Below are 25865 nucleotides of genomic sequence, written 5' to 3' on the forward strand. Positions count from 1 at the left end.
CCAGCTGGTTGTCTGGGCAGGGTTAGTTTGCAGACCGGGCCGCGGCTTGCTTTTGCGGTTCGGTGTCTTCGGTCTCGTCGGTTCCGCTGCTGACCGGGGTGGGCGCGATCGGCTGTCCCGGCCGCAAACGCTCGTTGCCGCGCACCACAACGACATCGCCGATTGAAAGTCCCGAGATCACCTCGAACCGGTCGCCGAGCGCAATTCCGATTTCAACCGATCTGGGCTCTGCAACACCGTCGCGCGCCAGAAAGACTTGCCAACCGTTGCGCCCCTGGATTAGGGCGTCCTTCGGAACGGCGGGAACGCTGCGCGGCGCGCTGACCGGCAGGTCGAGAGACAGGGACTGCCCGGCGGCGGCGGCTCCCTCCTTGGACACGACGTCGAAGATCACCGGCCTTGTCCGCGTCGCGGAGGATTCGGTGGGCAATACAGCTCGCATCTGGAGCACTACGGCACCCCCGGAACCGGTGCGGCCGTAAATCGTTTGGTCTGGCTGAAGCGCCTCGACGAACCGGGCCGGAACTTGCGCCTCGGCCCGGATTTCACCGGTGTCGATGAGCCGTGCCACTTCGGTGCCAAGCCCGACGAATTGTCCGACTTCCGTTCCGACCTCGATCACGACCCCGCTGAAGGGGGCGCGCACCGTCGCATTGTCAAGGTCGTATTGTGCCCGCCGCAGCGCCATCTTGGCGACGTGAACCCGCGCCTCGGCTTCCGCCTGACGCCCCTTCGCCACTGACAGCACATTGAGGCGCTCCTCGTAGGTCGCGTCTGAAATGATCGACCGCTCCTGAAGCCGTTCCGCGCGGGTATAGGCCGTCTCGGCGGTGTTCACCTGCAATCTTGCCGTATTGACAGCCGCTTCAGCCACTGAAAGGTCTGCCTGAGCCCGTGCCAGCTCGATGCTCAGCAATTCGCCGTCGATTGTCGCCAGAATGTCGCCCGCTTCAACGCTGTCTCCCACTTGAACGGAAACCATGTCCGCCACACCGGCGATCCGGGAGGCAACGCGGCTTTGACGTTCCGCCACGAGTTCCCCGAGGATCGAGATCGTTTCACTCGTCTGTTCTTCGGTGACAACGTTCGTCAGAACGCCTGCCGGCCGGCCCTGCGCCAGAACGGTGGACGGGGCCAGCAGCCCCATCAGCAACAAAAGAACAAGTGCCCTTGGCATAATCTTTACTCCTGCGAGGCATACGCCGGGGCCCCGCGCCCAGATCAAAATGGTCGTATCCGCATCTTGCCGTTCCCTGCGATCGCGGGCGGGTGTCCACCCCTTGTTGAAGGGTTAGGGACAGCGTGGCCTTGCGGGTGCGATACGAAATGCCCCCGTTTTCCGATGGCGTGCGGACGGGGGTGAATGTTTTGGCCATGAGACATGTCCAAAAAGAGGGCCAACTCAAGGCCAATGCACGTCAGTGCGGTTCAAATCGACATTCGGTATGCGACGGGGGCTTGATCGCGTCTTTTCCGGTGCTTGCGGCCAAAGGGTTTTTGAATTTGCCGTCTTCCTTGCTGGCCAACGGTGCCGGCCTGTCACGGGGCAGCGGTACTCCCCTCGATCCGTCGTTGAAATATGCCTAAAAAAACAACAATGTTTTAATGGTGATTAATGCCTGTGCATTTTGACGATGAATGGCAATCGTCAGCACGATCCGGGAAGCCGGCGCCTCCGTGGCTGAAGGTAATCAAGTATCGGATTTAATGATAAAATTTTCCCGTCTCGACCATCTTTTGCTGCATTGCGCAATCTGGCACGTGAACTGCATTGATTGGAGCGTAGCTAGATCGGAGTACGTTCATGACCTCATTCACACGCCGCGCAGCCCTATGCGGAGCGACTGCACTGGTTTCTGTTTCATTGTTTGGAAAACTCGCCGTCGCGCAGGAAGAAACCATTAAAATTGGTGTATTGCACTCGCTATCCGGGACCATGGCCATTTCGGAGACCACGCTGAAAGACACCATGGAAATGCTGATCGACCAGCAGAACGAAAAGGGTGGTGTCCTTGGCAAGAAGCTCGAAGCCGTCGTGGTCGATCCGGCTTCTGATTGGCCGCTTTTCGCCGAAAAAGCCCGCGAACTACTGACGGTTCAGGACGTCGATGTCATTTTCGGCTGCTGGACGTCTGTGTCGCGCAAGTCCGTTCTGCCCGTGATCGAGGAATTGAACGGGCTTATGTTCTACCCGGTCCAGTATGAAGGCGAGGAGTCATCCAAGAACGTCTTTTACACAGGGGCCGCGCCGAACCAGCAGGCGATCCCGGCCGTCGACTACTACCTTGAAGAACTCGGTGTCGAAAAATTCGCCTTGCTCGGAACGGACTACGTCTATCCGCGCACGACAAACAAGATCCTTGAGCAGTACCTGAAGGACAAAGGCATTGCTGAAAGCGATATCTTTGTGAACTACACCCCGTTCGGCCATTCCGACTGGTCGAAGATCGTGGCAGACGTTGTCGCGCTTGGTGCCGATGGAAAGAAGGTCGGTGTTGTCTCGACCATCAATGGTGACGCCAATATCGGTTTTTACAAGGAATTGGCCGCCGCGGGCGTATCCGCTGACGATATTCCGGTCATCGCGTTCTCGGTTGGCGAGGAAGAGCTGTCCGGATTGGATACATCCAATCTTGTTGGGCATCTGGCCGCCTGGAACTACTTCCAGTCCGCCGATACAGATGCGAACGCGCAGTTCATCGAGGCATGGAAAGCCCGTATGGGCGACGACCGGGTGACCAACGACCCGATGGAGGCCCATTACATCGGTTTCAATATGTGGGTCAACGCAGTTGAGGCCGCTGGCACAACCGACGTGGATGCCGTTCGCGAAGCCATGTACGGCCAGACATTCCCGAACCTGACCGGCGGAACTGCCGAGATGCTGCCGAACCATCACCTGAGCAAGCCCGTTCTGATCGGGGAAATTCGGGAAGATGGACAGTTCGATATCATCTCGCAGACCGATCCGGTGCCCGGCGATGCCTGGACGGATTTCCTGCCCGAGTCCGCGGTCCTGAAATCCGATTGGAAGGACCTCGGCTGCGGGATGTACAACACCGAAACGAAGACATGCGTTCAGATCAAATCCAACTACTGATCTGAGCTCACGCAACTCCAGCCGGGGCCAGCGCGCCCCGGCCCCTGCCTCTCTTGATGTCAGAGTGCTATGCGCCTCCTCATTCTTTGTCTGTTGTCCGCCAGTATCTTCTTGACGATCCGGCAACCTGTTGCGCTTGCGAATGACCTGCAGCCCGTTCTTCAGGAAAATGCATCGGTCATTGAGCGCCCCTCCCGTCAGACCGCTGGCATTGCGATTGAGGCGCTTTTCGCGTCGGGAGCAGCCGGGGTCACGCATTTCCTCGCCCAATGGCGCGACAAGCAGGTGTGGAGGACCAAGGAAGACGGCATCTTCTATTTCGGACCGGATGCCCGCGGGGACATCGAGCTTGTCGACATCGATACGGGGGAAAGCGCCGGAACCGTCTCGTCCAGAGATCTGGTGCAAGTCAAACCGAATTCAGGCGTTCGCGCCGTGATTGATGCGGCCCTGGTGCGTTTCCAGCTGTCCGACCCGGATCCAACCGTGCGGGCGGTCGCGCTCGATACGCTCGAGCGCAGCGCTGATGCCTCCCAGTTGATCCCGCTTCGCGCGTCCATCCAAGAGGAAACGGACCCCGATTTGCGATCGCGGAAGGAGCGGCTGGAAGGTCTGCTGATCATCTCCTACGGACAGAGCGCAGAAGAGCGGATCGCCGCGATGGAGCGGTTCAAGGGCGACACGGGTATCGATGTCCGCGCCGCAATCAACCCGCTTCTTGCAACGCGTCTTGAAGTCGCCAAATCGCTGCCCGGGGACAAAAACGTCGCACGCACGCTGGTTCCGGGCCGGGACATCGACCTGGACGTGGCGTATGCCATGCTTGTCGACGCTGATTTCGCACCGGCCCCCGTCACACGGGCGGACCGCAATGCCGCGCTCGTCAGCCATGCGGCGGACGGGCGGATCGGCGCCATTCTGCTTGAAACCCTCAACACGGAGGCCGCTCGAGACGCGGCGTATCAATCCCTTGCCGAGACCGGCAAGGTGCCGCCGACCGTGGGGGCCGAGGAGCGGGGCTCTCTCCTTGCCAATCATGTTTTCTACGAGGTTTACGCCGAGCCCGACCGGGCGGTGACGGCAGCCGCGGTCGGAACGCTCAACTCGATCAACCGGGCCGTGGACCTGAATCAGCTTGCGGATCTGGCCCTCGATGCCTTGTCGCTTGCCTCAATTTACTTTCTGGCGGCCATCGGTCTGGCCATTACCTTCGGCGTGATGGGGGTCATAAACATGGCCCACGGTGAGTTCATCATGATGGGGGCCTATACCGGTTATGTCGTCCAGCAATTCATCAGCAACTACACCGTTTCGATCCTCGTTGCCTTGCCGCTTGCCTTTGCCGTGACTTTTGCTGCGGGCGTCCTTTTGGAACGCCTGGTCATTCGCCACCTGATGCACCGGCCGCTGGAGACGCTTCTGGCAACCTTCGGGGTATCGATCGCCCTGCAACAACTGGCAAAGAACATTTTCGGCACCCAGGCCCGGCCGTTGACCGCACCGGAATGGCTTGATGGGTCATTGGCGTTCAACGACATTGTTTCCATCTCCTATATCCGGATCGCAATCTTCGTCTTGGCGGTGATCTTTTTCCTCCTGCTGTTGTTCATTCTCAAGCGGACACGGCTCGGTCTGGAAGTGCGAGCCGTGACCCAGAATCCTTCAATGGCTTCTTCGATGGGCATCAACCCGGACCGGATCAACATGCTGACATTTGGCCTTGGATCCGGCATTGCCGGGATTGCCGGTGTCGCCATCGGATTGTTTGCCCAGGTCACTTCCGAACTTGGAGCGAACTATATCGTTCAGTCGTTCATGACAGTCGTGGTCGGTGGTGTTGGCAACATATGGGGAACACTGGCCGGCGCGGGCATGATCGGCTCGCTGCAAAAGATCATCGAATGGTTCAACCCGTCAAACACGCTGGCGGCCCAGACCTACATGATTATGTTCGTCATCATCTTCATCCAATTCCGGCCGAAGGGCATTATCGCCCTCAAAGGCCGCGCGGCAGGGGATTGATCCATGTCCGAAACGGCGCTCAACACCCTCCAGCAGCGATCCTTCTTTCTGCGCAATCCCTCCGTTCTTGTTTTCCTTGCGATCCTTTCGCTGCTCACCCTCGGTGCAACACTGATGTCCGAGGCCTTCGGTATCGGATTGCTGTCAACGAGCTTTATCAAAACCTTGGGAAAGACGTTGTGTCTGTGCCTGATCGCCATCGCGATGGACCTCGTGTGGGGCTATTGCGGAATTCTTTCGCTGGGTCATTTCGCCTTCTTTGGCCTTGGCGGGTACATGATCGGCATGTGGCTGATGTATGAGCGGACCAAGGACATTGTCGTGGAGTCGCTTGCCGGTCAGGCTTTGCCGCCAACACCGGAGGAAATCCGCGATGCCATCGGGACGCAGATTTTCGGTGTCGTCGGCGGCTCCGAGATACCGGCGATTTGGTATTTCGCGGACAGTCTTGCCGTTCAACTCGCCTTTGTTGTTCTGGTGCCTGGGGTTTTGGCGCTCGGGTTCGGCTGGCTGGCGTTTCGATCCCGCGTGACCGGCGTGTACTTGTCGATCCTGACACAGGCGATGACCCTGGCGCTGTCGCTTTATCTCTTCCAAAACGACTCCGGTCTTCGTGGCAACAACGGCCTGTCCGGTCTCCAGAACATCCCGGGTCTCACACTGGTGCCGCAGGCCGTCATTTCCGTCTGGTTCCTGTGGGCCTCGGCCCTGGCGCTCGGACTTGGCTATCTGCTGGCGGCATGGGTCGTCTCCGGCAAATTCGGCAATGTGATCCGCGGCATCCGCGATGACGAACCGCGCGTCCGGTTCCTCGGATATCCCGTTGAAACGTATAAGTTGTTCATTTTCACATTGACCGCTGTGATCGCCGGGATTGCCGGTGCGCTTTACTATCCGCAGGCGGGTATCATCAATCCGGCCGAGCTTGCCCCCATCGCCTCGATCTTCCTGGCGGTCTGGGTCGCCATCGGAGGCCGGGGACGCCTTTATGGTGCGGTGATTGGCGCGGCACTCGTTTCCCTGCTGTCTTCCGCCTTCACCGGGGGGCAGGTCCCGGACATTCCGCTCGGATTTGCGACGATCCAATGGGTTGACTGGTGGACCGTGCTTCTGGGTTTCGGCTTTGTGCTGGTCACTCTCTTCGCGCCCCAGGGCATCGGCGGACTGGTTGATCAACTCGTGCGCAAGGGAGACCGGTGATGGGCGCCTTGTTGGAAGTTTCCGGCGTGTCGGTCTCCTTCGATGGGTTCAAGGCGATCAACAACCTGTCCTTTTCCATCGATACCGGAGAGTTGCGTGCGGTGATCGGGCCGAACGGGGCCGGCAAGACCACCTTCATGGATATCGTGACGGGCAAGACCCGCCCGGATAGCGGAAAGGTCGAATGGGGCCGCCCAGGGCGCGATCTTCTGCGCCTGTCCGAAAGCCAGATCGCGCGGTTGGGAATCGGCCGCAAGTTTCAGCGTCCGACCGTTTTCGTCACTCAAACCGTGCAGGACAACCTGCTGATGGCGCTGAAGAAGGACCGGGACCCGCTGTCCGCCCTGTTCTATCGCGCCGATGCAGTCGACCTTGGCAAAGTGGAAGAGCTCGCGGTTGAAATCGGGCTGCAAGAGCATCTGCCACGTCTGGCCGGAGAACTGTCCCACGGGCAGAAGCAATGGCTCGAGATCGGCATGCTGCTGGCGCAGGATCCGCAGCTTCTGCTGGTCGATGAACCCGCGGCCGGGATGACGCCTGCGGAACGCGAGCACACGACCGATCTGTTGAAGCGGGCCGCGCAGACCCGGGCCGTTGTCGTTGTCGAACACGACATGGAGTTTGTCCGCAGGCTGGGGTGCAAGGTCACCGTGCTGCACGAGGGGGCCGTCCTTGCGGAAGGCTCCCTCGACGCCGTGACGAGCAATCAAGACGTCATCGACGTCTATCTGGGGCGGTGAGTGCCATGTTGGAAATCCGTGATTTGTGCCTTCACTACAGACAGTCCCAGATCCTTTACGATGTCAGCCTCGATGCCGAAAAAGGCCACGTGACCTGCCTGATGGGCACCAATGGCGTCGGCAAGACGAGCCTTTTGAAAGCGATTTCCGGAACGCATCACCGAACATCGGGGACCTACCGTCTTGACGGTGAGGAGGTCGGGAAACCGGCGCCGCATGTGCTTGCCGCGTCCGGAGTCGGCTATGTCCCGCAAGGACGCATGATCTTTCCGCTTTTGACGGTGAAGGAAAATCTTGAGACCGGCTTTGCCTGTCTGCCCAGGGCCGATCACGCGGTTCCAGACGAGATCTACGAGTTGTTTCCGGTGCTCAAGGACATGCAGGGCCGGCGCGGGGGCGATCTTTCTGGCGGGCAGCAGCAGCAGCTGGCCATCGGCCGCGCGTTGATCACACGTCCCAAGCTCCTGCTTCTGGACGAACCGACCGAAGGCATTCAACCCAACATCATCCAGCAGATCGGCCGGGTGATCGCCTATCTGCGGGATCAGGGCACCATGGCGATCGTGCTGGTTGAGCAATATTTCGATTTTGCCTACGGGCTGGCCGACCATTTCGTGGCGCTGGAACGGGGCCGGGTCACCCTGGATGGCCCGCGTTCGGATGTCACCCGCGAGGAGATTTTCGGGAAGGTGACGGTTTAGAACAGCGTGCAAGACGGCTCTTCGGTCACCGGAACCGTTCGCTGCGAGCGGCCCGAATCTGCTGTTTCACTTCAATAAGATCGTTGGCCAGTTGCCGGAAGTCGTCCGCGTGCACGGAGCTCGCGCGCCAGTGCAGGAAAATCTCGTGAACAGCCTCTTCGTGCTCGATCCGGCGGATGTTGAATTCCGGGTCGCGGATGGCCTCGGCCAGCGCATATAGCGAGGGCAGGACCGCAACGCCCGCCCCCATCACCGCCATCTGCCGCACGGCGTCGAGGCTCCCGCCCTGATAGTCGCGGCTGACAAAGGTCCCGGCCAGCTGGGCGAGCCGCTCGACGATTTCCGCCAGCCTGAATTCGGGGCTGAGGGAGAGGAGGGGTTGACCGGCCAGGTCGGAAAGATGCACCGGGCCTTGCCCGCTTGAAAGCGGATCGTCGCTGGCGGCGCAGATCCACAGCGTTTCCGAGAACAGGGAAATGCTGTTGATGCCCGGTTCGTTCGTGCGCGTGCCGATGACCGCGTCGATCCGGCCTTCCTGCAGGAGGCCGAGCAGCTCGAAGGTCGCCCCTTCCTGCACGATCAGGCGCAGATCCGGATAGCGCAGATGCAAACGCCGGTTCGCGATCGGCATGAAATAGGCCCCCACGGAAGGCAAGACACCGATCGCAAGCCGGTCGCCGAACAAGCCGAGCGAGCCCCGCGCGGTTGCCCGGAACTCACGGACCTCCGCCAGGATCGCCCGGCCCCGGTTCAACAGTTTGCGGCCCAGCGGTGTCAGCTTCACCTTGCGGGAGGTGCGCTCGAAAAGCTGGATCCCGAGTTCGTCCTCCATGGTCGCCAATTGCTTGGACAGGCTCGGCTGGGTGACGCCCAGGCTGTGCGCGGCGGCGCCAAAGGCTCCGCGCTCGGCGACGGCAACAAAATACTCGATCTGGCGCAGGCTGGGCCGCATGAAATTGCCTCATTATCAATGCGTTTTATCTATCAATCTTCGGAATTCTTTTCATTGGTGTTATCGATCCCGGCGCACGATTTAAAGCTTGGCGATGCGCGATGTGCGTTTTGCGCCCTGAAACCTGAGGAGATGTCTATGTTCAAGCCAACTGTTTTGACGGCCGCGCTGGCCCTTGCCGTTTCGACCGCCGCCGTTCACGCGGGCACGGACGCGCCGTCCGGTCTGACCGAGGAGAAGGTGACCGCGCTCAAGACGGCGTGGGGCGAGGGGATTGTGAGCATCGGCGCCGTCCATACCGAAGGCGGCGACTACCGCGCGGCCGCGCGCGCGCACATCGAGACATTCTACGCTTATGATGACGGCGTTGTCCTGTTCAAGCCGACGCTCGCGAGCGAGGACCAATTCCGCGGCACCTTCGAGGAGGCGCTGTCCTACTTCGTCGGCGGGGACATCGCCGAGGATGGCGGTTTTGCGATCGCGCCTTACACCGCCGTGCGCTGGGAAAACGAGGGCACCGTCATCAGCGGCGATATGGCCATGGCGATGGGCAATTACTACTTCATGACAACGGAGGGCTCGGAAATCAAAGTCGAGTACACGTTCGGTATCGCGCAATTGGACGATGGCAGCGCGAAGATTGTGCTGCACCATTCGTCCCTTCCGTTCGCCCCTGCATCGTAATCCGCCCGTCCCCGAACAGGCCGTCCCGCGCAGCGCCCGGGGCGGCCCTTGCTGCCGGAGGGTCCGCGCCCTCTGGACGCCCCATGCCCAGATGCACTGGTCGTGTGTGTGATCAGATTGCCCGAAAATTCAAGGAAAATGGTAGCGGGAGAGGGACTCGAACCCCCGACACGCGGATTATGATTCCGTAAACTTTTATTCTCGAATCCTTGGTGTCCGAACGCGAATCCTTCCTAAATTGTTGACAATATGAGGATTTATGCCATTTAAAGCACCCGTATGGACCGACATAAAGGGATGAATCCTTGCCTCAGGGATTCGTTGAGTCGGTACGGAGTCGGTACAAGGATTCGAAGAATGGCCACTACCCGCGACGCACTGACCGCAACTCATGTCCTGGAGGCTGTCCAACTGGCGGAGAAGGGGACGGAGAACTTAAGGGACTGGTCAGACGTTCGCGAGGAAGGACTGAGGATCCGTGTACGCCGGTATAAAGCCACGTGGCTTTTCCGTTTCCGGAACTCCACTGTCACTCTTGGCCCGGCTAATCGTTGGACGCCGAAACAGGCTCGTGAATTGGCCTCTCACATTCGAGGAATGCTCCGCTCTGGACTAGATCCTCGCCCGTGGGTTGACGCTCGACTCGCCGGAGCCTCGCATGACGAAGCGGCCGGGGTGGTTCTCCGGAGGGAGGGAAAAGAGCGGCAGGACTGGACGATGGAAACGCTCGTCCAGCGCTACCTAGAAGATCACATCAAACAAGGAAGGGTCGTTCGCGGCGTTCGGCGTCCGCCGTCAGCCGCGACGGCAAGAGATGTCGAAGCCGTTCTATCGTCTGATCCCTTCAGCGATATCGCATCGCTGCTTGCGCGAGAACTGGACGAACGGAGCCTTGAGGACTTCCGGGACGAAATGGCGGCCGAGCATGGCGGCTCTGCTTCCCGGAAAGCGCTGGCCTACACCAAGGCCGCGTTAAACTGGGCGAGACGCCATCATTCCGCAGCGGCTGGACTCGCGGGCGTCTCCGGCTGGTGGCGCGATGTGGCCTCTGTCCACGTCGAGCGAAGCAAGGACAGAATGCCGACGATTGAAGACGTCGGCATGACCCTTGCCTTAGCGGAATGCTTCCGCCGGGCACCGGGTAGGACTATCAACACCGAGGCATCAGATCGAACCATACTCGGATTACGGCTGCTCGCGTTTACCGTCCAGCGGCGCGCCATTGTCGGAATTGAACGCGGTTTTCTCATTGACGACGAGCGGCAGGGAGACGGCTGGGGCATTCTCTATATTCCGCCGCACCTTATGAAATCCCGACGGGAACACGTCCTCCCGATCCCTCCGGTTGCCATGCAGCTATTGACTCCAGCGGCCGAGGCGTCAAAAGAGAAAGGATCTCAGTATCTGCTGCCTGCATCGCGTTCCGGCAGAACCGAAAGCGACGTTCCGTTACACGGCGCATCATTGAATAGGATGCTGGCTCGGCTGCGTGGTCGGGACGAGATAGGAAAAGCGCGAGGCGCGCCGGACCTGCTCGTAAGAGCTGGCGTCACCGTGCCGGACTGGTCTCCGCACGACCTAAGAAGGACCTTCGCGACAATCGTCGAGGATGAGACGACGCGGGGCGATGCCGTGTCGGCAGTACTCGATCACGCGCAAGGCGGTGCTCGGAGTTCAACTCAAGATGCCGCCGCGATTACCCGGATCGCGTATTCCAGGGCGCAACGGTTGCCTCTCAAGCGGATCGCCATGGAGCCATGGTGCGAGGCCGTCGAGGCCGCTTACCGAGAAGCTCTGCCGAAGGCCGAGGAAATTGTGGCTTCGCTCGCTAAATGAGATAGGTGCGGAGGGAGTTCTAGGTCCTCTTCCCACAACAAATTGATTTCATTATTTTTTCAGAGCGACCAGAAGCCCGGAGCGGCGTCGGATGATCCGACGTGCACCTGTTTGTGTACGCTCCTCCCCGTTTTGACAACATTTCGAATCCCAGTCGGTTGGATAGTCCCCACGCGAATCCTTACACGAGTCCTCGCGCGCTCTTCGAGACCGGACGTCGCCGTGCATTGAGTCCTTTGCCACCGCCAATTGAATCCTTAAATAAAAAAACCAAGTCTTAAAGTAATCTTCGAATCCTTATAGCGTAGATGATGAAGCAGCTAATTGTTGACAAAATGACGTTAATCAGTTTTTGAGTGCCAATCTAATATTTTCACTATAGATACTTGACTATTGATTGTTGATACGGGCTATACTGAGCCCAGTCGCTCGAAAATGTCGGCGCGACGGGTTTCAATTTCTCATGAGCAAGAAAAGGAGACTTCATGAGTGACGAGTGTAGGAAGTATCTGATTGAGCAGGACGACGGTCCGGATCTGCGGTTCACGGGAAAAAGAATTGCGTCCGCCGCGTCCAGTACCGAACGCCAGAGCGGGGTTTACAGCGGACAGGTCGGCACCTGGGATGAGTTAGAGCTCTATCAGACAACCGCGGGCAGCTTCGTCTGCGTCTTTGAGAATTGCACGGCATGGCAGGGAGAACGCAATGTCCGGCGCACCACCGTCGCCAACGACGCGACGGCGGTCATCAACTTTTTCGGTCAGGGCTGGCTCGCGAAAATGATCTACGACGAAGCCGGCATTGAGAATGTCCAAGACGTCGCCTGATCCTTGGCTCGACAACCTGGTGCCGGAAATCCGGCACCATTTTCAGAATATTCCTGACAAGCATAGGAGGATTCATGGAGTTCAACTGGAAACCCGAGTTCCACGTCACCACTGATCAAACGCGAATCGGTTCCAACGTCATCTGGAGCGACGTTTTCCCGATCGATGACCGCTTCCGCTGGGTAATACACATCATCCCGCAGTCCCCTGAAAAAGAGAAACGTGGCGTTTCTGACACGTTTGTAGAAGCGATCGCGGTCGCCGAGTCTGCCATGCGGGAAATCGCTACGGAGATCGAAGCCGAAGCGGCATGACCATTCTCACCTCACTCGCACCCATGCAACTTCTTGCTCTCGCGCCGAGTTGTTGTCGGGACTGCCCCAGCGCGCGGCGGATCGGGGATGGCATTCGCGCACTCCGGCTGATCGGAGATATGACGCCGGATGATGTCGAGGATATCGCGGAACAAGCTTGCGCCGGATGCGCGACACAACGAGCGCAGGCGCATTTTGGAAAATACCCGACGGATCCAGATGGTGTGAAGACGGACATCTGGGTCCGGATGTACCCACACGGAGACCACCTTGGACCGATCACACACGGATTATAGGAAAAAAGCATGACGGCAGACGACGTTATTCGGGCTCATTTCGAGTCTCTGAAACCCGCTCCGGAAGAAGTCCAGGCCATGATCAACCAGTGGCCCGTTATCGCCGAGACGGTCGACGAAGCTGAGCGGGCTTGGCAGCTCGGTTGGACCTTGGATCTCGCCGTCTTTTTCTCGACGGCAGATATCGATACCGAGGATGACGATGGCGGAACATAACAACCCGAAGGTCCTTGAGATCCTTCAGCGCGAAGGTTGCGAACACTCACCGGCTGATCTCGCTCGGATGCGTGCGGAAGAAGAACAGAAGTGGGTCGATGACGGTAACCGTCTGGATGACATCGAAGAAATCGCCTGGTTCATCGAGCGCATCATTCCGGATCTCCACCAAGGCGACGACGACAATATCCTGGTTGCGAAAGAAGTCGCCTTCGAGCGCGGCTTTAAGGACGCGATAACCGAGAGGCGTTTTGATGTGTCGGTCTGGAATACGACAAGCGGCGACATCATCCGATGCGAACGCGACCTGACACCTGATGAACTCGCAGAAATCGAAGTCGAGTTCAATGACGAGCCGTTTGCGGATGTCGTGATTGATGAAGAGCGCATCTTCAAAAGACGTGCAGACGAGGCCTTGGCATGGCCCGTCGTGATCGAGCCTGTAACACCGGCTCAGTCTCTGGGACAGGAGGAGGATTGAATGACCAGTTCTCCGTCGAGCATAGAACCGATGGCACGCGAAGAATATGAGGCCATTTGCCGTGAACACGGCCATGACATCCTTGACGACGATACACTTTCGTTGCTCGTCGAATTGCACGAGCTGGATAGTATCGATTTGTGTCTACCGAGCATGCCATTGATCGAAGGTGTCGAACTTGCGATAAACCTCCAACGTGGTCAGACGGTGAAAATCGAGGAGCCCATTCCAACGCCCCGCACTCCAACGAAACACATTGACGAAATGGGGAGGGTTGTTCCGGAGAAATACGGTCAACTCTGGGAGGGGTGCGAACAATGTGGGCGGGAACCGGTCCAAATGCCGCTCTTCCTTTGCGAGGATTGTTGGCCAAAGGCTTCCACTTAATTGTGCGAGAAAAAGTCCCCGGAGATCGGATCTCCGGGGGGCTTTTCTATTGAGGTACTGAAGAGGCTTCCGGGAGCGGAGCGCGCCAATCATCAGGCGCCGTAGCGAGCGACCGGAGGCCGGGCGGCGTTTCGTGAGTCACGAAATGAAATGAACATCCTCTGTCGACGTCACAGCCCTGGAGGCAGCGGCGATCCGTCGTCAACCCCATCACCGTCGTCGTCATCGTCATCCTTCTTCTTCGGCGGCCGATAACCCGGACGCAGTTCCGGGAAATTTTTATCCCGGCTCCGCGTCCACATGCTAAAATACGCGAGGTCGTCGCGCCTGCCGCCGCTCGGCTGACAATGTAGTCTCCAGGGTTCGCGAAGCTCGCGCAGAATGTAGGCTAAGTACATTCTCAAGCTTTTCGGTGTTCTGTTCCAGATTTCGGCGGTTTCCGGAAGCTCCATGAAGTCCCTTTTCGAGCCCGATGCTGAGATCTTTTTGACCAGTGCGCCGATATCCATTTGCCTCAAGTGCAACGATTTTTTCATTTTGTCCATGATCTGACCTCCCTTGTAGCTGCCGTGACACAGGTGTGAATCTCGGTAGCAGCAGCCGTGAAAAAATGCTGGCAATCAGGATAAGCCAGAACAGAGGCCCAGGTTTTCGCCGGCGCCGACGTCGCATTAAAAACTGATGCTGGAGACGGTCCCGGCAGTCCCGTCGCTTTTTCTGATGCCGGGCAGCCGCCTCGCTAGACTTAAGTTTCCGTTTATCTGCCCCCATTGAGACCTCCTTGAGTGTGCCCAGCAGGCGCTAAATCCAGCTCCGCCCTCCGTTCTTCAGCCATACGGGCAGCCTGCCGCTTGCGAGCGGCGGTGGCGAGCGCCTTTCGGCCGCCGGCCGCGATCGTCGGATCTTCGGCCAGTGCCGCGCGAGCTTCGGGGACAAGCGAGAGATTTTTCGACAGACGTTCCCGCTCCTCGCTCCGCGCATCGTCGTATGCCGCCTGCCGGGCCTCGTGAGCCGATTTCAAAATGCGGACCGCCCTCCGCGCCTGGGCGAGGGGACGCGATAGAGACTCGCGTTCTTCGGCGAGCTTCGAGAGCTCGCGGGCTGCCGCATCGTATCGCCCGGTGGCCCCGGTCGCCCAGGCAAAAATGCCCGCGGGGCGAGCGGCTCCGGTCTTGAGACGGAGCTCGGTGATGCGGCTGCCGTGGCGAGCGTCCCATGCAGCGCGTTCCTGAGCGGCGGCGGCAAGGCGCTGCCGGGTGTCGGTCATCTCGGACGACTCCGGAAGGCGATCCGGGCCGGAAAGATGAGTAATCTTCTTTCGGAGTTGAGCCTCCACGCGGTCAAGGTAGCGCCCGGCGGCGGCTTCCTCCGGAGAGCGAGGTGGGCGCCGTTTTTCGGATGATAGATCGCCCACGGCCGCGCCAGTGTCGCGCTGTATTGGCGTACTAGGCGGTAGAGTATTCTCGGAATTACCTGTTTGACGCGAATTCAAGGGCTCTTCGGCAGATTCCGCCGTTGACGATCGTCTTCGGACAGCGGCGGCGAGCGCGGCATCTAGACGACCGTCAAACGCTTCTGCGAGCCGCCGCGCCTGGTCGGCGGCAGCTTCGGAAACCTGTTCGGCACCGGACTTCTTTTTGCCGCGAAGGGGGGCACGGGCCGTGCCCAATCCAGATCGCTCCGGACGGATTTTTTCTGATTTTTCGGATGTTGGATCACTCACGGCAGGTTGAGAATTGCTCTCAGCGGGCTTCCTAGAGCGTTGAGTGTTTTCGGTCTTGCTCTCATTACGCGAAATCTGATCCGGAGCGGCTTCCATCGCGTTCCGGATCGCGGCGCGCTTTTCCCCGGTCAGGCGGTCGAGGGAGCCGATTTCCGCGCCGTTGCGGGCGACGACGAAGACACCGGATTTGCGACCGGGCGCGATTTCGTAACCGGCGTTCCGGACGGCTTCAGCGCCGCCGGATGCCCAGGCACTCCGGATCGTGGCGCGGACTGCGGACAGGCCGATGCCCTCCCGGGAGAGTGCCTGCCGATGAGCGGGCGAGGCTGCGGACTGCGGTTTGTCCGGATCGGGGCCGTGAGCGGCGGTCAGCCAATCAGCGACGTCGGCGCGGCCGTGCTGACGTAGCCAGCGGACGGCACTGGCGTGATGTCGGGCGAGGACAGGCTCCTCGCCGAGTTCAAATTCAATGAGCCGTGAAGCAGTTTCAAGTTTGATTTTCTCGAAGCCGGATTCAAGCACCGCGCCGGACGGGGAGACGCGGCCGAGGACAAGGTGGGCGTGGGAATGGCCTTCGCCCGACCGACGTTCCTTGTCGTGCACGACCAATGCGGCGGCATGGTCGGCGGCGCCCAGATGTTCACGGACGATTTCGGCGGCGCGGACAAGTTCGTCGTCAGTCATCGCGTGTGACGGCGACAAATATATATGCAGAGCGGCCGCGTCGGCGGATGTCGAATCCCTCAGGCGCTGCATGTCGGCGACGGCTCCGGAGAGTTCGGTCGCGAGCGTCCCGCCCAAGATCATCGTTCGCGGATTGTTCTCCGGTTTGAGCAGGTGCGAGATCAGAGCGCGGGATTCGCGCTGGGTCCGCGCGTGACGGGATACGCCGGCGATCACGGCGCGCTCGCTTCGCCACCTCCGGACTCATGCGAGGTGACGGCGGTATGCAAATCGCGGACGACGGCGGTCAGGCGGTCGAGCGCGGCGGCATCAACGCGGCTGCCCTGGTGGGCATGGCGGCTCAATTGATTCAAATTGTTGCCGATTTTGCCTACCTCGCCCGTCCAACGACCGACGGCGCGGGCGAGATCGGTGCGCGCTGCGCGCCGGGGCGGGACCGGCGCACCAGCGGCCCGGGTCAGGACTTCGCGCGTCCAGGTGCCTGGCCCGCAGCCGGCCGCTTCGGCCGCGGCATCGATCGCGGCGCGTTCGGCGGGCAGGAGTCGGGCGGAGACGCTCGCCGTCCGCTGCCGCGTCTCGGAGCGGCGACGGCGGGGAGCGGTAGTCGTCTCGGCGGGCGTGATGTCGTTGAGCGTCACAGCGGCGTCTCCTTTTGTCAGCGCCAACGGCGCGGGTGGGGGTCAACGGGGGAGTCTTCTCCCCCTTGCCAGATCGGGCGGTTTACCGCCCGCTGCTGGCTCCCTTCCCGGAGGAAGCTCCCTTCCCGGAGGAAGGACTTTTTTTCATACGAGAATTGTTTGAGATGAACGCGAAGAGCGCAAATCGCCGGCGGAAATGCCACCCGACTGAGCGGCAGGAAGAATCTTTGTTGGCTCCGAGAGACGTCGATCCCTCGTCGAACAAAAAACAAGAGGCTAAGGCTAAGGCGCAAAAAGTCACGAAGGCGAAGCGATCACCTGCCCTGTAAGAAGTTCGCGATGGCGTTCGACAGACCGCTGAACCGACGAACTATTGTTTTCGGTGGGACCTTCAGCATAAATGTCCAGAATCCAGCGCTAGATGTCGAAGGCTCTTAGCTCTTCTGGTTTTCTAGGAACTGGCGAAGGAATGGAGAAAGTCAGTATGGCAGTCAATGACGACATTGTCGCGGAGATTGAAGAAGAGGACGATAACGGCGAGCTCCACGAGGAGTTGCCGAAGTCGGATCAGGAAATCGAGGACGCATATGCCAACAATGTCTTTCGCGTCATATACCAGACCAACAATTTTTTACTTCCTCAGCTTCGCGACTTAATTAATGGGCGTGAAGTCCTCAACCTTCGTCCTGAATATCAACGCCGTCTGCGATGGTCTGCGAAAAAGAAGTCTCTCCTCATCGAGTCGCTCCTGCTAAATATACCAGTGCCACCCATTTACTTTTTCGAGAACGACCTTGCCCGCTATGAAGTGATGGACGGCCAACAGCGGTTGAATGCGATCCACGAATTTCTAGAGAACGACTTCGTTCTCACCGGGATGGTTAAGATGGCCTTCCTGAACGGGCGCCGTTATTCTCGATTGCCTCCGAAGGTCAGGCGAGGTCTTGATCGCGCTTCTGTGAGTGCGATTGTCCTACTACAAGAGACCCGTAGCGATGAGAAAGATCCGTACCTAGTGCGCCGATACGTCTTCGAACGTCTCAATACCGGTGGGGAAAAGCTCAACGCACAAGAGCTTCGCAACAGTATCTATAAGGGTGACTTTAACGACCTTGTTGTTGAACTGGCCCGAAATCCTTCATTCTGTCGGATATTCAATATTCCAGTCTATTCCGCGGTAGACGATAACGAGTATTACGAAAACGAAACCCGGCAAAAAAATACGCTTTACCGGACGATGGGTGACTGCCAGCTCGTTCTTCGGAGTTTTGCCCTTATGGACGATGATCGCATTTCCGGTTCGATGCGTAGCATCCTCGACCGTTACATGAGAGATAACAAGGACATCTCTCAACTTGAGATCGAAGCGAAAAGGAACTCCTTCTCCGCGGTGATCGAAGCATGCGAGGCCATTTTTGGGGAGGAGACTTTCCGTCTTCCCCCAGACAAGTCTGGTCGCCGCCGCGTGTCAGCAGCACTCTACGATTCTATCACCGTCTCGTTGATGCGGCGCATTGATAACCTGCCAAAATTCGTAGAAAAAGGATTCGAAATCAAGGCGAGTGTAGACGCATTGCTGGACCGCGACCTTGATCTTATGACCGGTCAGGCGAACACCTCAGACGCCACTAAAAAGCGGCTGGCGGCGGTAGGTTCGATCCTCGACAGTATCTGTTGACGGCCTATCGTATGGTGGATCCTCAACCGCGCCTCCAATCTGTCGTGGACGACTTCGAGACTGCGTCTTTGCGGCTCGAATCGATTCTTCAGCACATTGAGAACGATGGTCCTGTCGATGGCCAACTCCGAGTGACGATGCAAAATAACATGGTAGTCGCTCTGTGCGCGACCATTGAAGAAACCATCCGATCGATATTTTCGGAATACCTAGCAGTCTTGGAGGAATCAATCCGGGATCATCGCAACCTACGAAAGACACTTCAGAATGCGAATTTGGACTCATCAGTCGCAGCGATGAAAAAGTTGAAGTCCGAACACGAAATTGACCGCCGTGCGGAGATTGCGCTGAACTTTGAGAAATGCATGAAGGGACGTGAGAACTATTTCTTGTTGCGTGAGGACATCACGTACAACGTTGCGAACTTTCGAACTGAACAAGTCACGGAGGTCGCCAAACGATCAGGAGTGGCCGAAATTCTACAAAAGGTCTGCGACTGCAACGAACTCGAAGAGTGGACAGGAAGGGAAGTCCTCGACACGCGTGTTACAGTCCTCTGTAACCAGTGGAACGAGATTTTCAGCGAACGGGATCTCGTGGTTCACAGAATATCGAGTGCGAACGGCTGGGCCCCAGACAGAATTCGACGTGCCATCGATCTCGCACGTCTCGTAATTGGCAGGATTAACGTTTGCCTCCGGGAGGATGCGAGAACCCAGCTGGAAAATGAAGTGCAAAGATCCGGAAGTTAATTGTATTATCAACAGAGACCACTGCATTGTCTTGACGTTGGTTTCATCTCGGGTCTGCTAGGTGGATTTTCGCGCCGAACGGGCCGGACCACGAAAGTCCGAATATCTGGTTGGCCATAGATACGGGGACGGATCGCCTAAGGCGTCCAATTGAAGTATTGCACCACTCCACCCCGATAGACGGAAGCGCTATCGAAATCAGCATATAAGGCAAAAAGACCGATCAAACGAGACGAACGCTTTGAGTGATCGTCACTGTTCAGCGGTCTGTCCGGCCGCCGAATGATCTGGCTTTTTTTCTATACACTGAACTTTACACTTTTTCGGGGCGCCGGTCGGATCAGTCGTCGGAAATCAAGAATTGGCGGCGTCCCAATGAGCGTGAACCGTAGGGCGCGACAGGCCCGTCCGCCGGGAAATTTCGGATTTCGAAATTTTTCGGCCTTCAACATGCAACGCCGCAATTGCCTCTCGGATCATCTGGGCGGATTTCCGCGCACGTTCAGCCGCGCCGTACCGGCCCCCGACGGCATGGCGTTCGTGTAGATCGAGACCTTCAACCTCGGCCGCACAGGCGCCCCGGTCTTTCCGATCATCACGGGAAGCTCGTGCCGGGTCCCAGCGCTCCGCTGCGAACGGCGTCACCCGGTAGAGGATCGCCATGGCCTGTTTCGGATGTGACGCCATTGAAATGGCTTCCGGAACAAGACGGTTAAACAGAGCCTCCGCCAGCCGGTCGCGGTCACCGGACGCAATGGTTTCGACGTAGACGGGATCATTCGACGTCCGCATTTCCCTCAGGAGCTCGAATGCGCGCCGCTGAAGGGTTGTGAACAGTGCGTTGGAGGTGGTCTTGTCGAGCCTGGAGAGCCTTTCCGCGCTTTCCCTGATCATTGCGTCCCGGGACGTGGAGGTATCCACCCATGAAGCCCACTCAGACAGGTCAGGAAACGTCTGCTCGTTCCACACTTGAATGTCCCAGAAGGGGCTCAAGGGATTCTTGACGCGCATCGGATTTGCCAACGCTCCCGGGTCCGCGCCAAGCGGCAGGAATTCCTTTGTGATGCCGGCGTGGACGCCCCGCCACAAGCTCATGATGTCTTTCCGGCAGCGAGGATCCTCCGGGTCGAACCATACCTCCGATCCATGCGGCAAAACGTAGAGCAAATGAGGCCGCTCGATCACCCCATCCGGGAGTTCGTGCCCGACGACGACATGCGGCAGGCACGGCAATGACATCTGCTCGATTTCGTATCGGAGCGTATCCCAGCCACGGAAGGTAATATCCAGGTCGATCCGGAAAACGCCACGGACTTTGCCGTTGAGCACCAGCCAGGGCTCGTCCAACGCGAGAACCTTCGCGTCAGTTCCCAGCATTACAGCCTTGTCCCTGCCGGACTGGAGACGCGACGTCCGGGGCGTCAGGTGAACGAGTCGCCGCAGGACATGATGATCATCCGAGCGAAGGCCATGCTCGGTGAAGGGGACGCGATACCGTCCACCGACGGTTTCGCCGAAACACTGGAAACCCTCATTCAGTCTGAGTCGCACCGCATCCCGCCGGCTGTTTGCACGGTCAACATAGAATTCATCTACAGGTCCGGCGTTGCGTTTCGAGCGCTTTGATTCATTGCCGATCCCTCGGAGCCATTGCGCCTCTGCCCATGCGGTCTCGAAATTGAGGACAGATGCGGGTTGGTCAACATTTTTGACTGGGGGGGTATTTTTCGGCGTCGGCTCGGAGGGGTCATATCCGAGCCTCAGGCTCAAGTATCAACCGACCTGCGGTTGACTGCGATGGGAAGCAATCCGACCATGTAACCGTCCAATAGATACACCCCAGGGAGCGGTTATCGCCGCGAAGATCTGGGATTTATCTTTATAGGCTGGCTGTCGGCGGAACGACCGTCAAGGGGGACCGAACTGTACAGATATCGGTTCCTTATGGCTGATATCCAAACAGTTGATCTGAAAACTCCGAATTTCGGCTGCCAACCAGCAATGTTTTCTGACGTCACCGCATTGGTTCAGCTTCTGAACCGACGGATGTATCGTTCTGGACGTCACTATTTTTTCCGTTCGACTTGATTGAGACGGTGCCGAGGTTGGCCAATCGCGCAGCGATACTCTCCTTGGTCAACGGCTCCGTAGAGCGTGTGGTATTCCGTTCTTGTGAAGTCGGTCTTGCGGACAGCTGGGGACCTTTCCCGGCTTTGTTCCGCCGCAATTCCTCCGACGTCGTATCGTTGAATACCAATGCCAAAAGGAAGTACACCAACCGAGGCGTCCAATTGGAACCGTCAGCAGTCCGGAACCCCAGAAAATTGAGCCTGGGTGCCACGTCCTTGGGCTTTCTCGTTCCTTCCCGCGCCAGCTGTTTTACAACTGGCTCCATCCTGCGATACAGTTCGTCGAAGGTCACAGCTCCGCTTTCGAAATGCACCATCTCGGATTTACGCATATCGAGTTTTGACTTCGGTAAGATGCCCGGTTTCTTCCGATTCCGGCCCAACCGACTCCGACCTCCATCCAACGTTTCTTTTGACTGAGCCGATTTTCTAATCGTCTTCCGCTTTATCAACTGGGCATCTTCCGGGGAAACAATTGGGGCGGCGGCAGTTGGCGTCGGATGTTTCCTTTCTTCGGCCTCCGATTTGTTGTCGAGGTCCACGGTCCCACCAAATGTGAAGAAGGTTGGCGACAAGGAGTGCCTGGAAACACAAGACGCCTCATTTCCCTTTACGCTGATGAATTCACCAGGCGACAGGAACTCTCGATCCGAATAGCAGGCGAAACCAAACATTCCGCCCGACTTTATGTCGAGGAACTCCGCTTCGATCTGGTTTTCATTCCCCAGCCTACGAACCGCATGGACGACCGCCAGTGACCAAGCATCCTCCTGCTTGCCTCCTGACTTGCCTGGCTTGCTTAATCCAGCTCTTTGGGCCGCGGCCAAGAGTTCCTTGACTTGGCCTGCGGGTCTTCTGGTTGGCCCGCTATTCATCGCCTCTGCGGGGGAAACCCTTTGGGGACCATTATCCGTGCATGGATGTTTCGGCCATGGAGGCCCCAGATCATCGAAATAGACGCGACTGCCTGCTGCATTCGCGTAAAAGAAAACGGGTGCATTGCAAACCGGGCAGCGCGCATTCGGATTCACATAACATCCTGCGACCGAGTTCGCGTTGTATTGCTTGAGAAGCGAGCGTGCGTCCCGGTATCCGAAGTCCAGTTGAACGTCGGTTCTGTTTAAACCACTTCGTCCGTAATTGACGCACCAGCCGCATGCACAGTCAGGATAATGATTATAACCTGGCACACCATCCCACCTTCAATTATTGAGCCCTAAAGCCTTCCATCACCGCTTCCGGATCGACTGTGTCTCCACGTCGTATTCCAGACTCACGATCGATCCATCCTTGATGGCCGCGACCGCCTTGGCGACCGTGTCCGGACGCACGTAGAACCATTCTCTCGGGCGGACATTCCTGCCGAAGCGATCCGGAACGGAAATGTTAGCACGAGCGCCTTCGAAAAAGGCATGCAGGATGTGTTCGACCCGGTCACGGCGCATACCGACCAACTCGAAAGTCGCGACTATTTCGACGGGGGCAAAAAGAAAGGTCGGATCGTTTCTCGCGTCGGCAATGCGGCGCTGGACGTCGCCTGACGTCACCCCGATCTTGTGAAGGATAAGCCTGTCCCGCTGGATGTCCGGTTGGGTGGATTTACTCCGGGCGACGTAAACCACACCATTCACGATGGCCTTGTCGTCCTGCCACCTGTCGTCCAGAGGGCCGAAGCCGCGCCCCTCGACGCGACGTGCGGTCGGATCGTCATACATACCCTTTTCGAAGGAACGCATCAGGATGTCGCTTTCGGTCCCGTTCGAATAGATCACGCGTAACCGGTGATCCGAGCGGCCGCCCTTCATGGTGCGTTCGCCCTTCTCGGCGACATAGGCGTATTGCCCCTTCTGGATGAAAAAGTCGCCTTCCACGGTTTCCGTGCCGCCCTTCTTCGTGAAGGGAACGAGTTCGCGATCCCCACGCTGGACAGCGGCATGAATGTCCTCGAACAGAGGTTCGAAGATCTTGAAATCCCGGCAGGGGCGGCGTTCCGCGCGATGGTCGCTCACGTTCCTTTCCGCCGCGGGTGTCACCTTCGACGGCTTGACCAGTTCCGCATCGAGCTCGAAATCTTCATCGTCGAAAATTTCATCGAGTGACAAGTCGAAGGCCTCGTCTTCCGGAACTTCGTCTCGCCATGAAGGTTGAGACGGCTCCGCAGGCTCTTCTTGCAGGACAAGCATGCCGGACGCATCGTCGCCGAGAAGATCGACGGCATAGGCGCCGTCCCGGACTCGTGCCAGCTTTCGTCCCAGAATGGCTTCGTTGATGTCAACGGCGTCACGGTCCGGCGCGCGGCCATTCTCCTTGAAGAAGGCGGTCGCCTGTTCAAGAACAGCCCGGTCCTTTTCCAGGTCCGCGGATGCACCACCGCTTCTTCCGGGTTTCACATCGAGCAACCCGTAAGGGTCATCATCTTCGAATATGTCGTCCAGCGTTCGGCGCGCCATGGATCAGGCCTCCGCCGCCCGCATGCGTTCGGCTTTTTTCGCCCGGATATAGGAATGGGCTTCGCCGAGACGCTTTTCGAGAGGATCGGCCGCGTTGGGATTGGGCGCCCGTCCCTCCTGTTCACGGAACCGTTTGATCCGGGGCCAGAGGGCGACTGCTTCCGCCTCGGTCATCTGGATCCTCTGGGCGACCATCATCGCCTGGATCTGCGACAGCACCTGACTGTCGAGCGCCTTCGAGGCAACGTCATAGGATTCACGGAAAGGGTTCACGCTGTCGATCAGATCGATATCGAGGTCCCGGACGTTGATGAACTTCTTCACCATCCTCAAAAGTCCGGAATAGTCCCGTTCGGCGGCGTCTTCGCCGATTTCGCCGCCCGAACCTTCGCCTTGCGTGTATTCGGTGTCATTCTCTTCGGCCTGCCGCTGTGCTTCCCGGCGCGCCATGTTCATCAGGTTCATCCGGGCGGCTAGGTGCTGGCGGACTTCCTCGGTTTCATCAACCGACAGATTCTCGTAGCTGCGTTCGATGATGTCCGTCATCGCCATCTGGGTGGCGACTTCTGGGGCGATGTCGTTGGCAATCGTCCGGCGATCCATCGACTGGCAGGCCTTGGCGACCAGATCGTCCATGTCGTTTTCGATGATGGCCTTGGAGCGATCCGTTGAAGGCATCGCCAGCCCTTTGATCTCGACATGGATGGTGCCGTTTTCATCCTGCCAGGCGTCGCTCTCATCGGCGTCGTCCGGACGGCGATGAAACTTGAAGCTGGGGGCCAGAACCTGCTCCATCAGCAAAGCGCCGGAGATTGCTTTCAGCATGTCGTTGACGGCATCGACCACAATACCTTCTTCGGCAGCCGGTTCCGCGATCAGGTTCGTGAATTGCGCATGGGGCTTTCCGGGGGCGTCCCTGGTCGCGCGCCCTATGATCTGGATGATTTCCGTGAGGGATGATCGATAGCCGACCGTCAGGGCGTGCTCGCACCAGACCCAGTCGAACCCCTCCTTCGCCATACCGAGGGCAATGATGATGTCGACGTCTTCCTTGTCCTTCGCCTTCTGAAGGGAAGAAACGACCTTCGGTCGTGTCGCGCTGTTATCATCGACAAGGTTGGCGACCTTCAGCACCCTTCCGTCCGACGCCCGCTTGATCAAGTCGTACCCGGTGTCTGGATCGATGCCCCGATGGTCGCCGATAGTGTCCATGATTGCGCCGACCTGCTGGTCCTTGTGGTCATAGGCTTCCGCCGACATGACATGCGGAATGTGAACGATGGTCTTCTTCGACGTGTCGAGGACATCCATCAGGGCGTCGACATACCGTCCCCGGTAGAAGTGATAACCGATCCCCAGGGTCTTCAGGTGCTCATAGCCATCCAGCTGCTCGTAATAGGAATAGGTGACGCTGGTGAACTTGGCTTCGTCCTCCGGGCGCAAGACGGGTGCGTCGTCGCCCCGGAAATATGATCCGGTCATCGCCATGATGTGCGCCTGGTCCCGGGCGACCAACTCCCGGAGAATTTCACCAAGACGGTTTTCCTCCGACGCACTCACATGATGGAACTCGTCGATGGCCACCATGGACTTGTCGAAGGCTTCGACGCCGACTTCCTCGAAGGCGAAGCGGAAGGTCGCATGGGTGCAGACCAGGACCCGGTCAGGAGACGCCATGAAATCCTTGAAAGCCTTCACCTTGGCTCTCGCGGCGTCGCCCGCATCCGTCCCGGCGGTGCAGAGGTTCCAACGAGGTTCCACTTGCCAATCAGCGAAAAAGCCGTGGCTGGTCAGGTCCGTGGAGCTGAAGGACGATCCGATGGAGCGCTCAGGAACGGCGACAATGACCTTCTCCAGTCCCTGATGATGAAGCTTGTCCAGCCCGAGGAACATCAGGGCGCGGGATTTCCCGGCGGCCGGCGGCGCCTTCAGGAGCAGGCATTGGGCATTGCGGGCGTCGTAGACTCGGGCCTGCATGGGGCGCATACCCATTTCGTTTGTCGTCTTCGACTTGCCGCTCTGGGAATAGGTGACTTTGACGAGATCGGTCATGGA

The 25865-nt window shown here is 58.5% G+C and carries 24 protein-coding genes and 1 pseudogene; 16 read left to right on the forward strand and 9 right to left on the reverse strand.

What is annotated here, in order from left to right:
• Positions 1 to 22: 22 nt before the first annotated feature.
• The gene (locus F0184_RS01555; protein ID WP_150493750.1) at positions 23 to 1177 is read right to left on the reverse strand and encodes an efflux RND transporter periplasmic adaptor subunit; all 1155 of its coding nucleotides are present in this window, start codon (positions 1175 to 1177) and stop codon (positions 23 to 25) included.
• Positions 1178 to 1804: 627 nt separating this feature from the next.
• Here F0184_RS01555 and urtA point away from each other — a divergent pair.
• The 5 genes from urtA (at position 1805) to urtE (ending at position 7763) form a co-directional block, all read left to right on the forward strand.
• Positions 1805 to 3100, forward strand: a complete 1296-nt coding sequence (gene urtA, locus F0184_RS01560; protein ID WP_150493752.1) for an urea ABC transporter substrate-binding protein — start codon at positions 1805 to 1807, stop codon at positions 3098 to 3100.
• A gap of 69 nt (positions 3101 to 3169) precedes the next feature.
• A complete protein-coding gene (gene urtB, locus F0184_RS01565; protein ID WP_150493754.1) occupies positions 3170 to 5122 on the forward strand; it encodes an urea ABC transporter permease subunit UrtB in 1953 nt (650 codons plus the stop codon).
• Positions 5123 to 5125: 3 nt separating this feature from the next.
• Positions 5126 to 6322 (forward strand): urea ABC transporter permease subunit UrtC, encoded by a 1197-nt coding sequence (gene urtC, locus F0184_RS01570; protein ID WP_150493756.1) that lies wholly within the window; start codon positions 5126 to 5128, stop codon positions 6320 to 6322.
• Positions 6322 to 7062: an urea ABC transporter ATP-binding protein UrtD gene (gene urtD, locus F0184_RS01575; protein WP_150493758.1), complete on the forward strand. Its 741-nt coding sequence runs from the start codon at positions 6322 to 6324 to the stop codon at positions 7060 to 7062. Before urtC ends, urtD begins: the two co-directional genes overlap by 1 nt.
• Before the next feature lie 5 nt (positions 7063 to 7067).
• Positions 7068 to 7763 (forward strand): urea ABC transporter ATP-binding subunit UrtE, encoded by a 696-nt coding sequence (gene urtE, locus F0184_RS01580; RefSeq protein WP_150493760.1) that lies wholly within the window; start codon positions 7068 to 7070, stop codon positions 7761 to 7763.
• A gap of 25 nt (positions 7764 to 7788) precedes the next feature.
• Here urtE and F0184_RS01585 read toward each other — a convergent pair whose 3' ends face one another.
• Entirely contained in the window at positions 7789 to 8715 is a 927-nt protein-coding gene (locus F0184_RS01585; protein ID WP_150493762.1) for a LysR family transcriptional regulator, read from the reverse strand.
• 138 nt (positions 8716 to 8853) lie between these two features.
• On the opposite strand from F0184_RS01585, the gene F0184_RS01590 reads away from it, so the two are divergent.
• The 8 genes and pseudogenes from F0184_RS01590 (at position 8854) to F0184_RS01620 (ending at position 13756) form a co-directional block, all read left to right on the forward strand.
• Positions 8854 to 9399 (forward strand): phosphoribosyl-AMP cyclohydrolase, encoded by a 546-nt coding sequence (locus F0184_RS01590; protein WP_150493764.1) that lies wholly within the window; start codon positions 8854 to 8856, stop codon positions 9397 to 9399.
• A gap of 357 nt (positions 9400 to 9756) precedes the next feature.
• Positions 9757 to 10011 (forward strand): annotated as a pseudogene (locus F0184_RS21100) (integrase arm-type DNA-binding domain-containing protein); the annotation flags it as partial.
• A gap of 105 nt (positions 10012 to 10116) precedes the next feature.
• A complete protein-coding gene (locus tag F0184_RS01595; protein ID WP_244298948.1) occupies positions 10117 to 11235 on the forward strand; it encodes a tyrosine-type recombinase/integrase in 1119 nt (372 codons plus the stop codon).
• A 485-nt stretch (positions 11236 to 11720) separates the two neighbouring features.
• Positions 11721 to 12062, forward strand: coding sequence for a hypothetical protein (locus tag F0184_RS01600; protein ID WP_150493768.1), 342 nt, complete (start codon positions 11721 to 11723; stop codon positions 12060 to 12062).
• A gap of 74 nt (positions 12063 to 12136) precedes the next feature.
• Complete coding sequence (locus tag F0184_RS01605; RefSeq protein ID WP_150493770.1) at positions 12137 to 12376, forward strand: hypothetical protein; 240 nt, start codon at positions 12137 to 12139, stop codon at positions 12374 to 12376.
• A gap of 305 nt (positions 12377 to 12681) precedes the next feature.
• Entirely contained in the window at positions 12682 to 12888 is a 207-nt protein-coding gene (locus F0184_RS01610) for a hypothetical protein (protein WP_150493772.1), read from the forward strand.
• Complete coding sequence (locus F0184_RS01615; protein ID WP_150493774.1) at positions 12875 to 13369, forward strand: hypothetical protein; 495 nt, start codon at positions 12875 to 12877, stop codon at positions 13367 to 13369. Before F0184_RS01610 ends, F0184_RS01615 begins: the two co-directional genes overlap by 14 nt.
• A complete protein-coding gene (locus F0184_RS01620; protein ID WP_150493776.1) occupies positions 13370 to 13756 on the forward strand; it encodes a hypothetical protein in 387 nt (128 codons plus the stop codon).
• A 170-nt stretch (positions 13757 to 13926) separates the two neighbouring features.
• Here F0184_RS01620 and F0184_RS01625 read toward each other — a convergent pair whose 3' ends face one another.
• The 3 genes from F0184_RS01625 to F0184_RS01635 all read right to left on the reverse strand — a co-directional run bounded on the left by F0184_RS01625 (position 13927) and on the right by F0184_RS01635 (position 16801).
• Positions 13927 to 14301 carry a hypothetical protein gene (locus F0184_RS01625; protein WP_150493778.1) on the reverse strand — a complete coding sequence of 125 codons (375 nt, stop codon included), beginning with the start codon at positions 14299 to 14301 and terminating at the stop codon, positions 13927 to 13929.
• 212 nt (positions 14302 to 14513) lie between these two features.
• On the reverse strand, positions 14514 to 16379 hold the full coding sequence (locus F0184_RS01630) for a relaxase/mobilization nuclease domain-containing protein (protein WP_150493780.1): 1866 nt from the start codon (positions 16377 to 16379) through the stop codon (positions 14514 to 14516).
• Complete coding sequence (locus F0184_RS01635; RefSeq protein ID WP_172971943.1) at positions 16376 to 16801, reverse strand: MobC family plasmid mobilization relaxosome protein; 426 nt, start codon at positions 16799 to 16801, stop codon at positions 16376 to 16378. The genes F0184_RS01630 and F0184_RS01635 overlap by 4 nt, the downstream gene beginning before the upstream one ends.
• A gap of 484 nt (positions 16802 to 17285) precedes the next feature.
• On the opposite strand from F0184_RS01635, the gene F0184_RS01640 reads away from it, so the two are divergent.
• Both F0184_RS01640 and F0184_RS01645 read left to right on the forward strand, forming a co-directional pair.
• Positions 17286 to 18479, forward strand: coding sequence for a DUF262 domain-containing protein (locus F0184_RS01640; protein ID WP_172971945.1), 1194 nt, complete (start codon positions 17286 to 17288; stop codon positions 18477 to 18479).
• Positions 18476 to 19231, forward strand: coding sequence for a HEPN domain-containing protein (locus F0184_RS01645; protein WP_150493786.1), 756 nt, complete (start codon positions 18476 to 18478; stop codon positions 19229 to 19231). The genes F0184_RS01640 and F0184_RS01645 overlap by 4 nt, the downstream gene beginning before the upstream one ends.
• Positions 19232 to 19585: 354 nt before the next feature.
• Here F0184_RS01645 and F0184_RS01650 read toward each other — a convergent pair whose 3' ends face one another.
• Positions 19586 to 20608, reverse strand: coding sequence for a hypothetical protein (locus F0184_RS01650; RefSeq protein ID WP_150493788.1), 1023 nt, complete (start codon positions 20606 to 20608; stop codon positions 19586 to 19588).
• 48 nt (positions 20609 to 20656) lie between these two features.
• Between F0184_RS01650 and F0184_RS01655 the strand changes: the two genes are divergently transcribed.
• Positions 20657 to 20857, forward strand: a complete 201-nt coding sequence (locus F0184_RS01655; RefSeq protein ID WP_150493790.1) for a hypothetical protein — start codon at positions 20657 to 20659, stop codon at positions 20855 to 20857.
• Positions 20858 to 21245: 388 nt separating this feature from the next.
• Here the strand turns inward: F0184_RS01655 and F0184_RS01660 are convergent, their stop codons facing one another.
• From F0184_RS01660 to F0184_RS01670, 3 genes are all read right to left on the reverse strand, one after another.
• On the reverse strand, positions 21246 to 22187 hold the full coding sequence (locus F0184_RS01660; RefSeq protein ID WP_150493792.1) for a hypothetical protein: 942 nt from the start codon (positions 22185 to 22187) through the stop codon (positions 21246 to 21248).
• A gap of 402 nt (positions 22188 to 22589) precedes the next feature.
• On the reverse strand, positions 22590 to 23810 hold the full coding sequence (locus tag F0184_RS01665; RefSeq protein ID WP_150493794.1) for a GIY-YIG nuclease family protein: 1221 nt from the start codon (positions 23808 to 23810) through the stop codon (positions 22590 to 22592).
• A 3-nt stretch (positions 23811 to 23813) separates the two neighbouring features.
• On the reverse strand, positions 23814 to 25862 hold the full coding sequence (locus tag F0184_RS01670) for a DEAD/DEAH box helicase (protein ID WP_150493796.1): 2049 nt from the start codon (positions 25860 to 25862) through the stop codon (positions 23814 to 23816).
• Between the last annotated feature and the right edge of the window lie 3 nt (positions 25863 to 25865).

Origin of the sequence: Roseibium aquae (assembly GCF_008711285.1) — a bacterium.
Lineage (GTDB): Bacteria > Pseudomonadota > Alphaproteobacteria > Rhizobiales > Stappiaceae > Roseibium > Roseibium aquae.

What these genes read in the sequence shown, in the direction of transcription:
- F0184_RS01555 (WP_150493750.1), bottom strand. Translation starts at nt 1,177, where the DNA reads ATGCCAAGGGCACTTGTTCTTTTGTTGCTGATGGGGCTGCTGGCCCCG.
- urtA (WP_150493752.1), top strand. Translation starts at nt 1,805, where the DNA reads ATGACCTCATTCACACGCCGCGCAGCCCTATGCGGAGCGACTGCACTG.
- urtB (WP_150493754.1), top strand. Translation starts at nt 3,170, where the DNA reads ATGCGCCTCCTCATTCTTTGTCTGTTGTCCGCCAGTATCTTCTTGACG.
- urtC (WP_150493756.1), top strand. Translation starts at nt 5,126, where the DNA reads ATGTCCGAAACGGCGCTCAACACCCTCCAGCAGCGATCCTTCTTTCTG.
- urtD (WP_150493758.1), top strand. Translation starts at nt 6,322, where the DNA reads ATGGGCGCCTTGTTGGAAGTTTCCGGCGTGTCGGTCTCCTTCGATGGG.
- urtE (WP_150493760.1), top strand. Translation starts at nt 7,068, where the DNA reads ATGTTGGAAATCCGTGATTTGTGCCTTCACTACAGACAGTCCCAGATC.
- F0184_RS01585 (WP_150493762.1), bottom strand. Translation starts at nt 8,715, where the DNA reads ATGCGGCCCAGCCTGCGCCAGATCGAGTATTTTGTTGCCGTCGCCGAG.
- F0184_RS01590 (WP_150493764.1), top strand. Translation starts at nt 8,854, where the DNA reads ATGTTCAAGCCAACTGTTTTGACGGCCGCGCTGGCCCTTGCCGTTTCG.
- F0184_RS01595 (WP_244298948.1), top strand. Translation starts at nt 10,117, where the DNA reads ATGGAAACGCTCGTCCAGCGCTACCTAGAAGATCACATCAAACAAGGA.
- F0184_RS01600 (WP_150493768.1), top strand. Translation starts at nt 11,721, where the DNA reads ATGAGTGACGAGTGTAGGAAGTATCTGATTGAGCAGGACGACGGTCCG.
- F0184_RS01605 (WP_150493770.1), top strand. Translation starts at nt 12,137, where the DNA reads ATGGAGTTCAACTGGAAACCCGAGTTCCACGTCACCACTGATCAAACG.
- F0184_RS01610 (WP_150493772.1), top strand. Translation starts at nt 12,682, where the DNA reads ATGACGGCAGACGACGTTATTCGGGCTCATTTCGAGTCTCTGAAACCC.
- F0184_RS01615 (WP_150493774.1), top strand. Translation starts at nt 12,875, where the DNA reads ATGGCGGAACATAACAACCCGAAGGTCCTTGAGATCCTTCAGCGCGAA.
- F0184_RS01620 (WP_150493776.1), top strand. Translation starts at nt 13,370, where the DNA reads ATGACCAGTTCTCCGTCGAGCATAGAACCGATGGCACGCGAAGAATAT.
- F0184_RS01625 (WP_150493778.1), bottom strand. Translation starts at nt 14,301, where the DNA reads ATGGACAAAATGAAAAAATCGTTGCACTTGAGGCAAATGGATATCGGC.
- F0184_RS01640 (WP_172971945.1), top strand. Translation starts at nt 17,286, where the DNA reads ATGGCAGTCAATGACGACATTGTCGCGGAGATTGAAGAAGAGGACGAT.
- F0184_RS01650 (WP_150493788.1), bottom strand. Translation starts at nt 20,608, where the DNA reads ATGCTGGGAACTGACGCGAAGGTTCTCGCGTTGGACGAGCCCTGGCTG.
- F0184_RS01665 (WP_150493794.1), bottom strand. Translation starts at nt 23,810, where the DNA reads ATGGCGCGCCGAACGCTGGACGACATATTCGAAGATGATGACCCTTAC.
- F0184_RS01670 (WP_150493796.1), bottom strand. Translation starts at nt 25,862, where the DNA reads ATGACCGATCTCGTCAAAGTCACCTATTCCCAGAGCGGCAAGTCGAAG.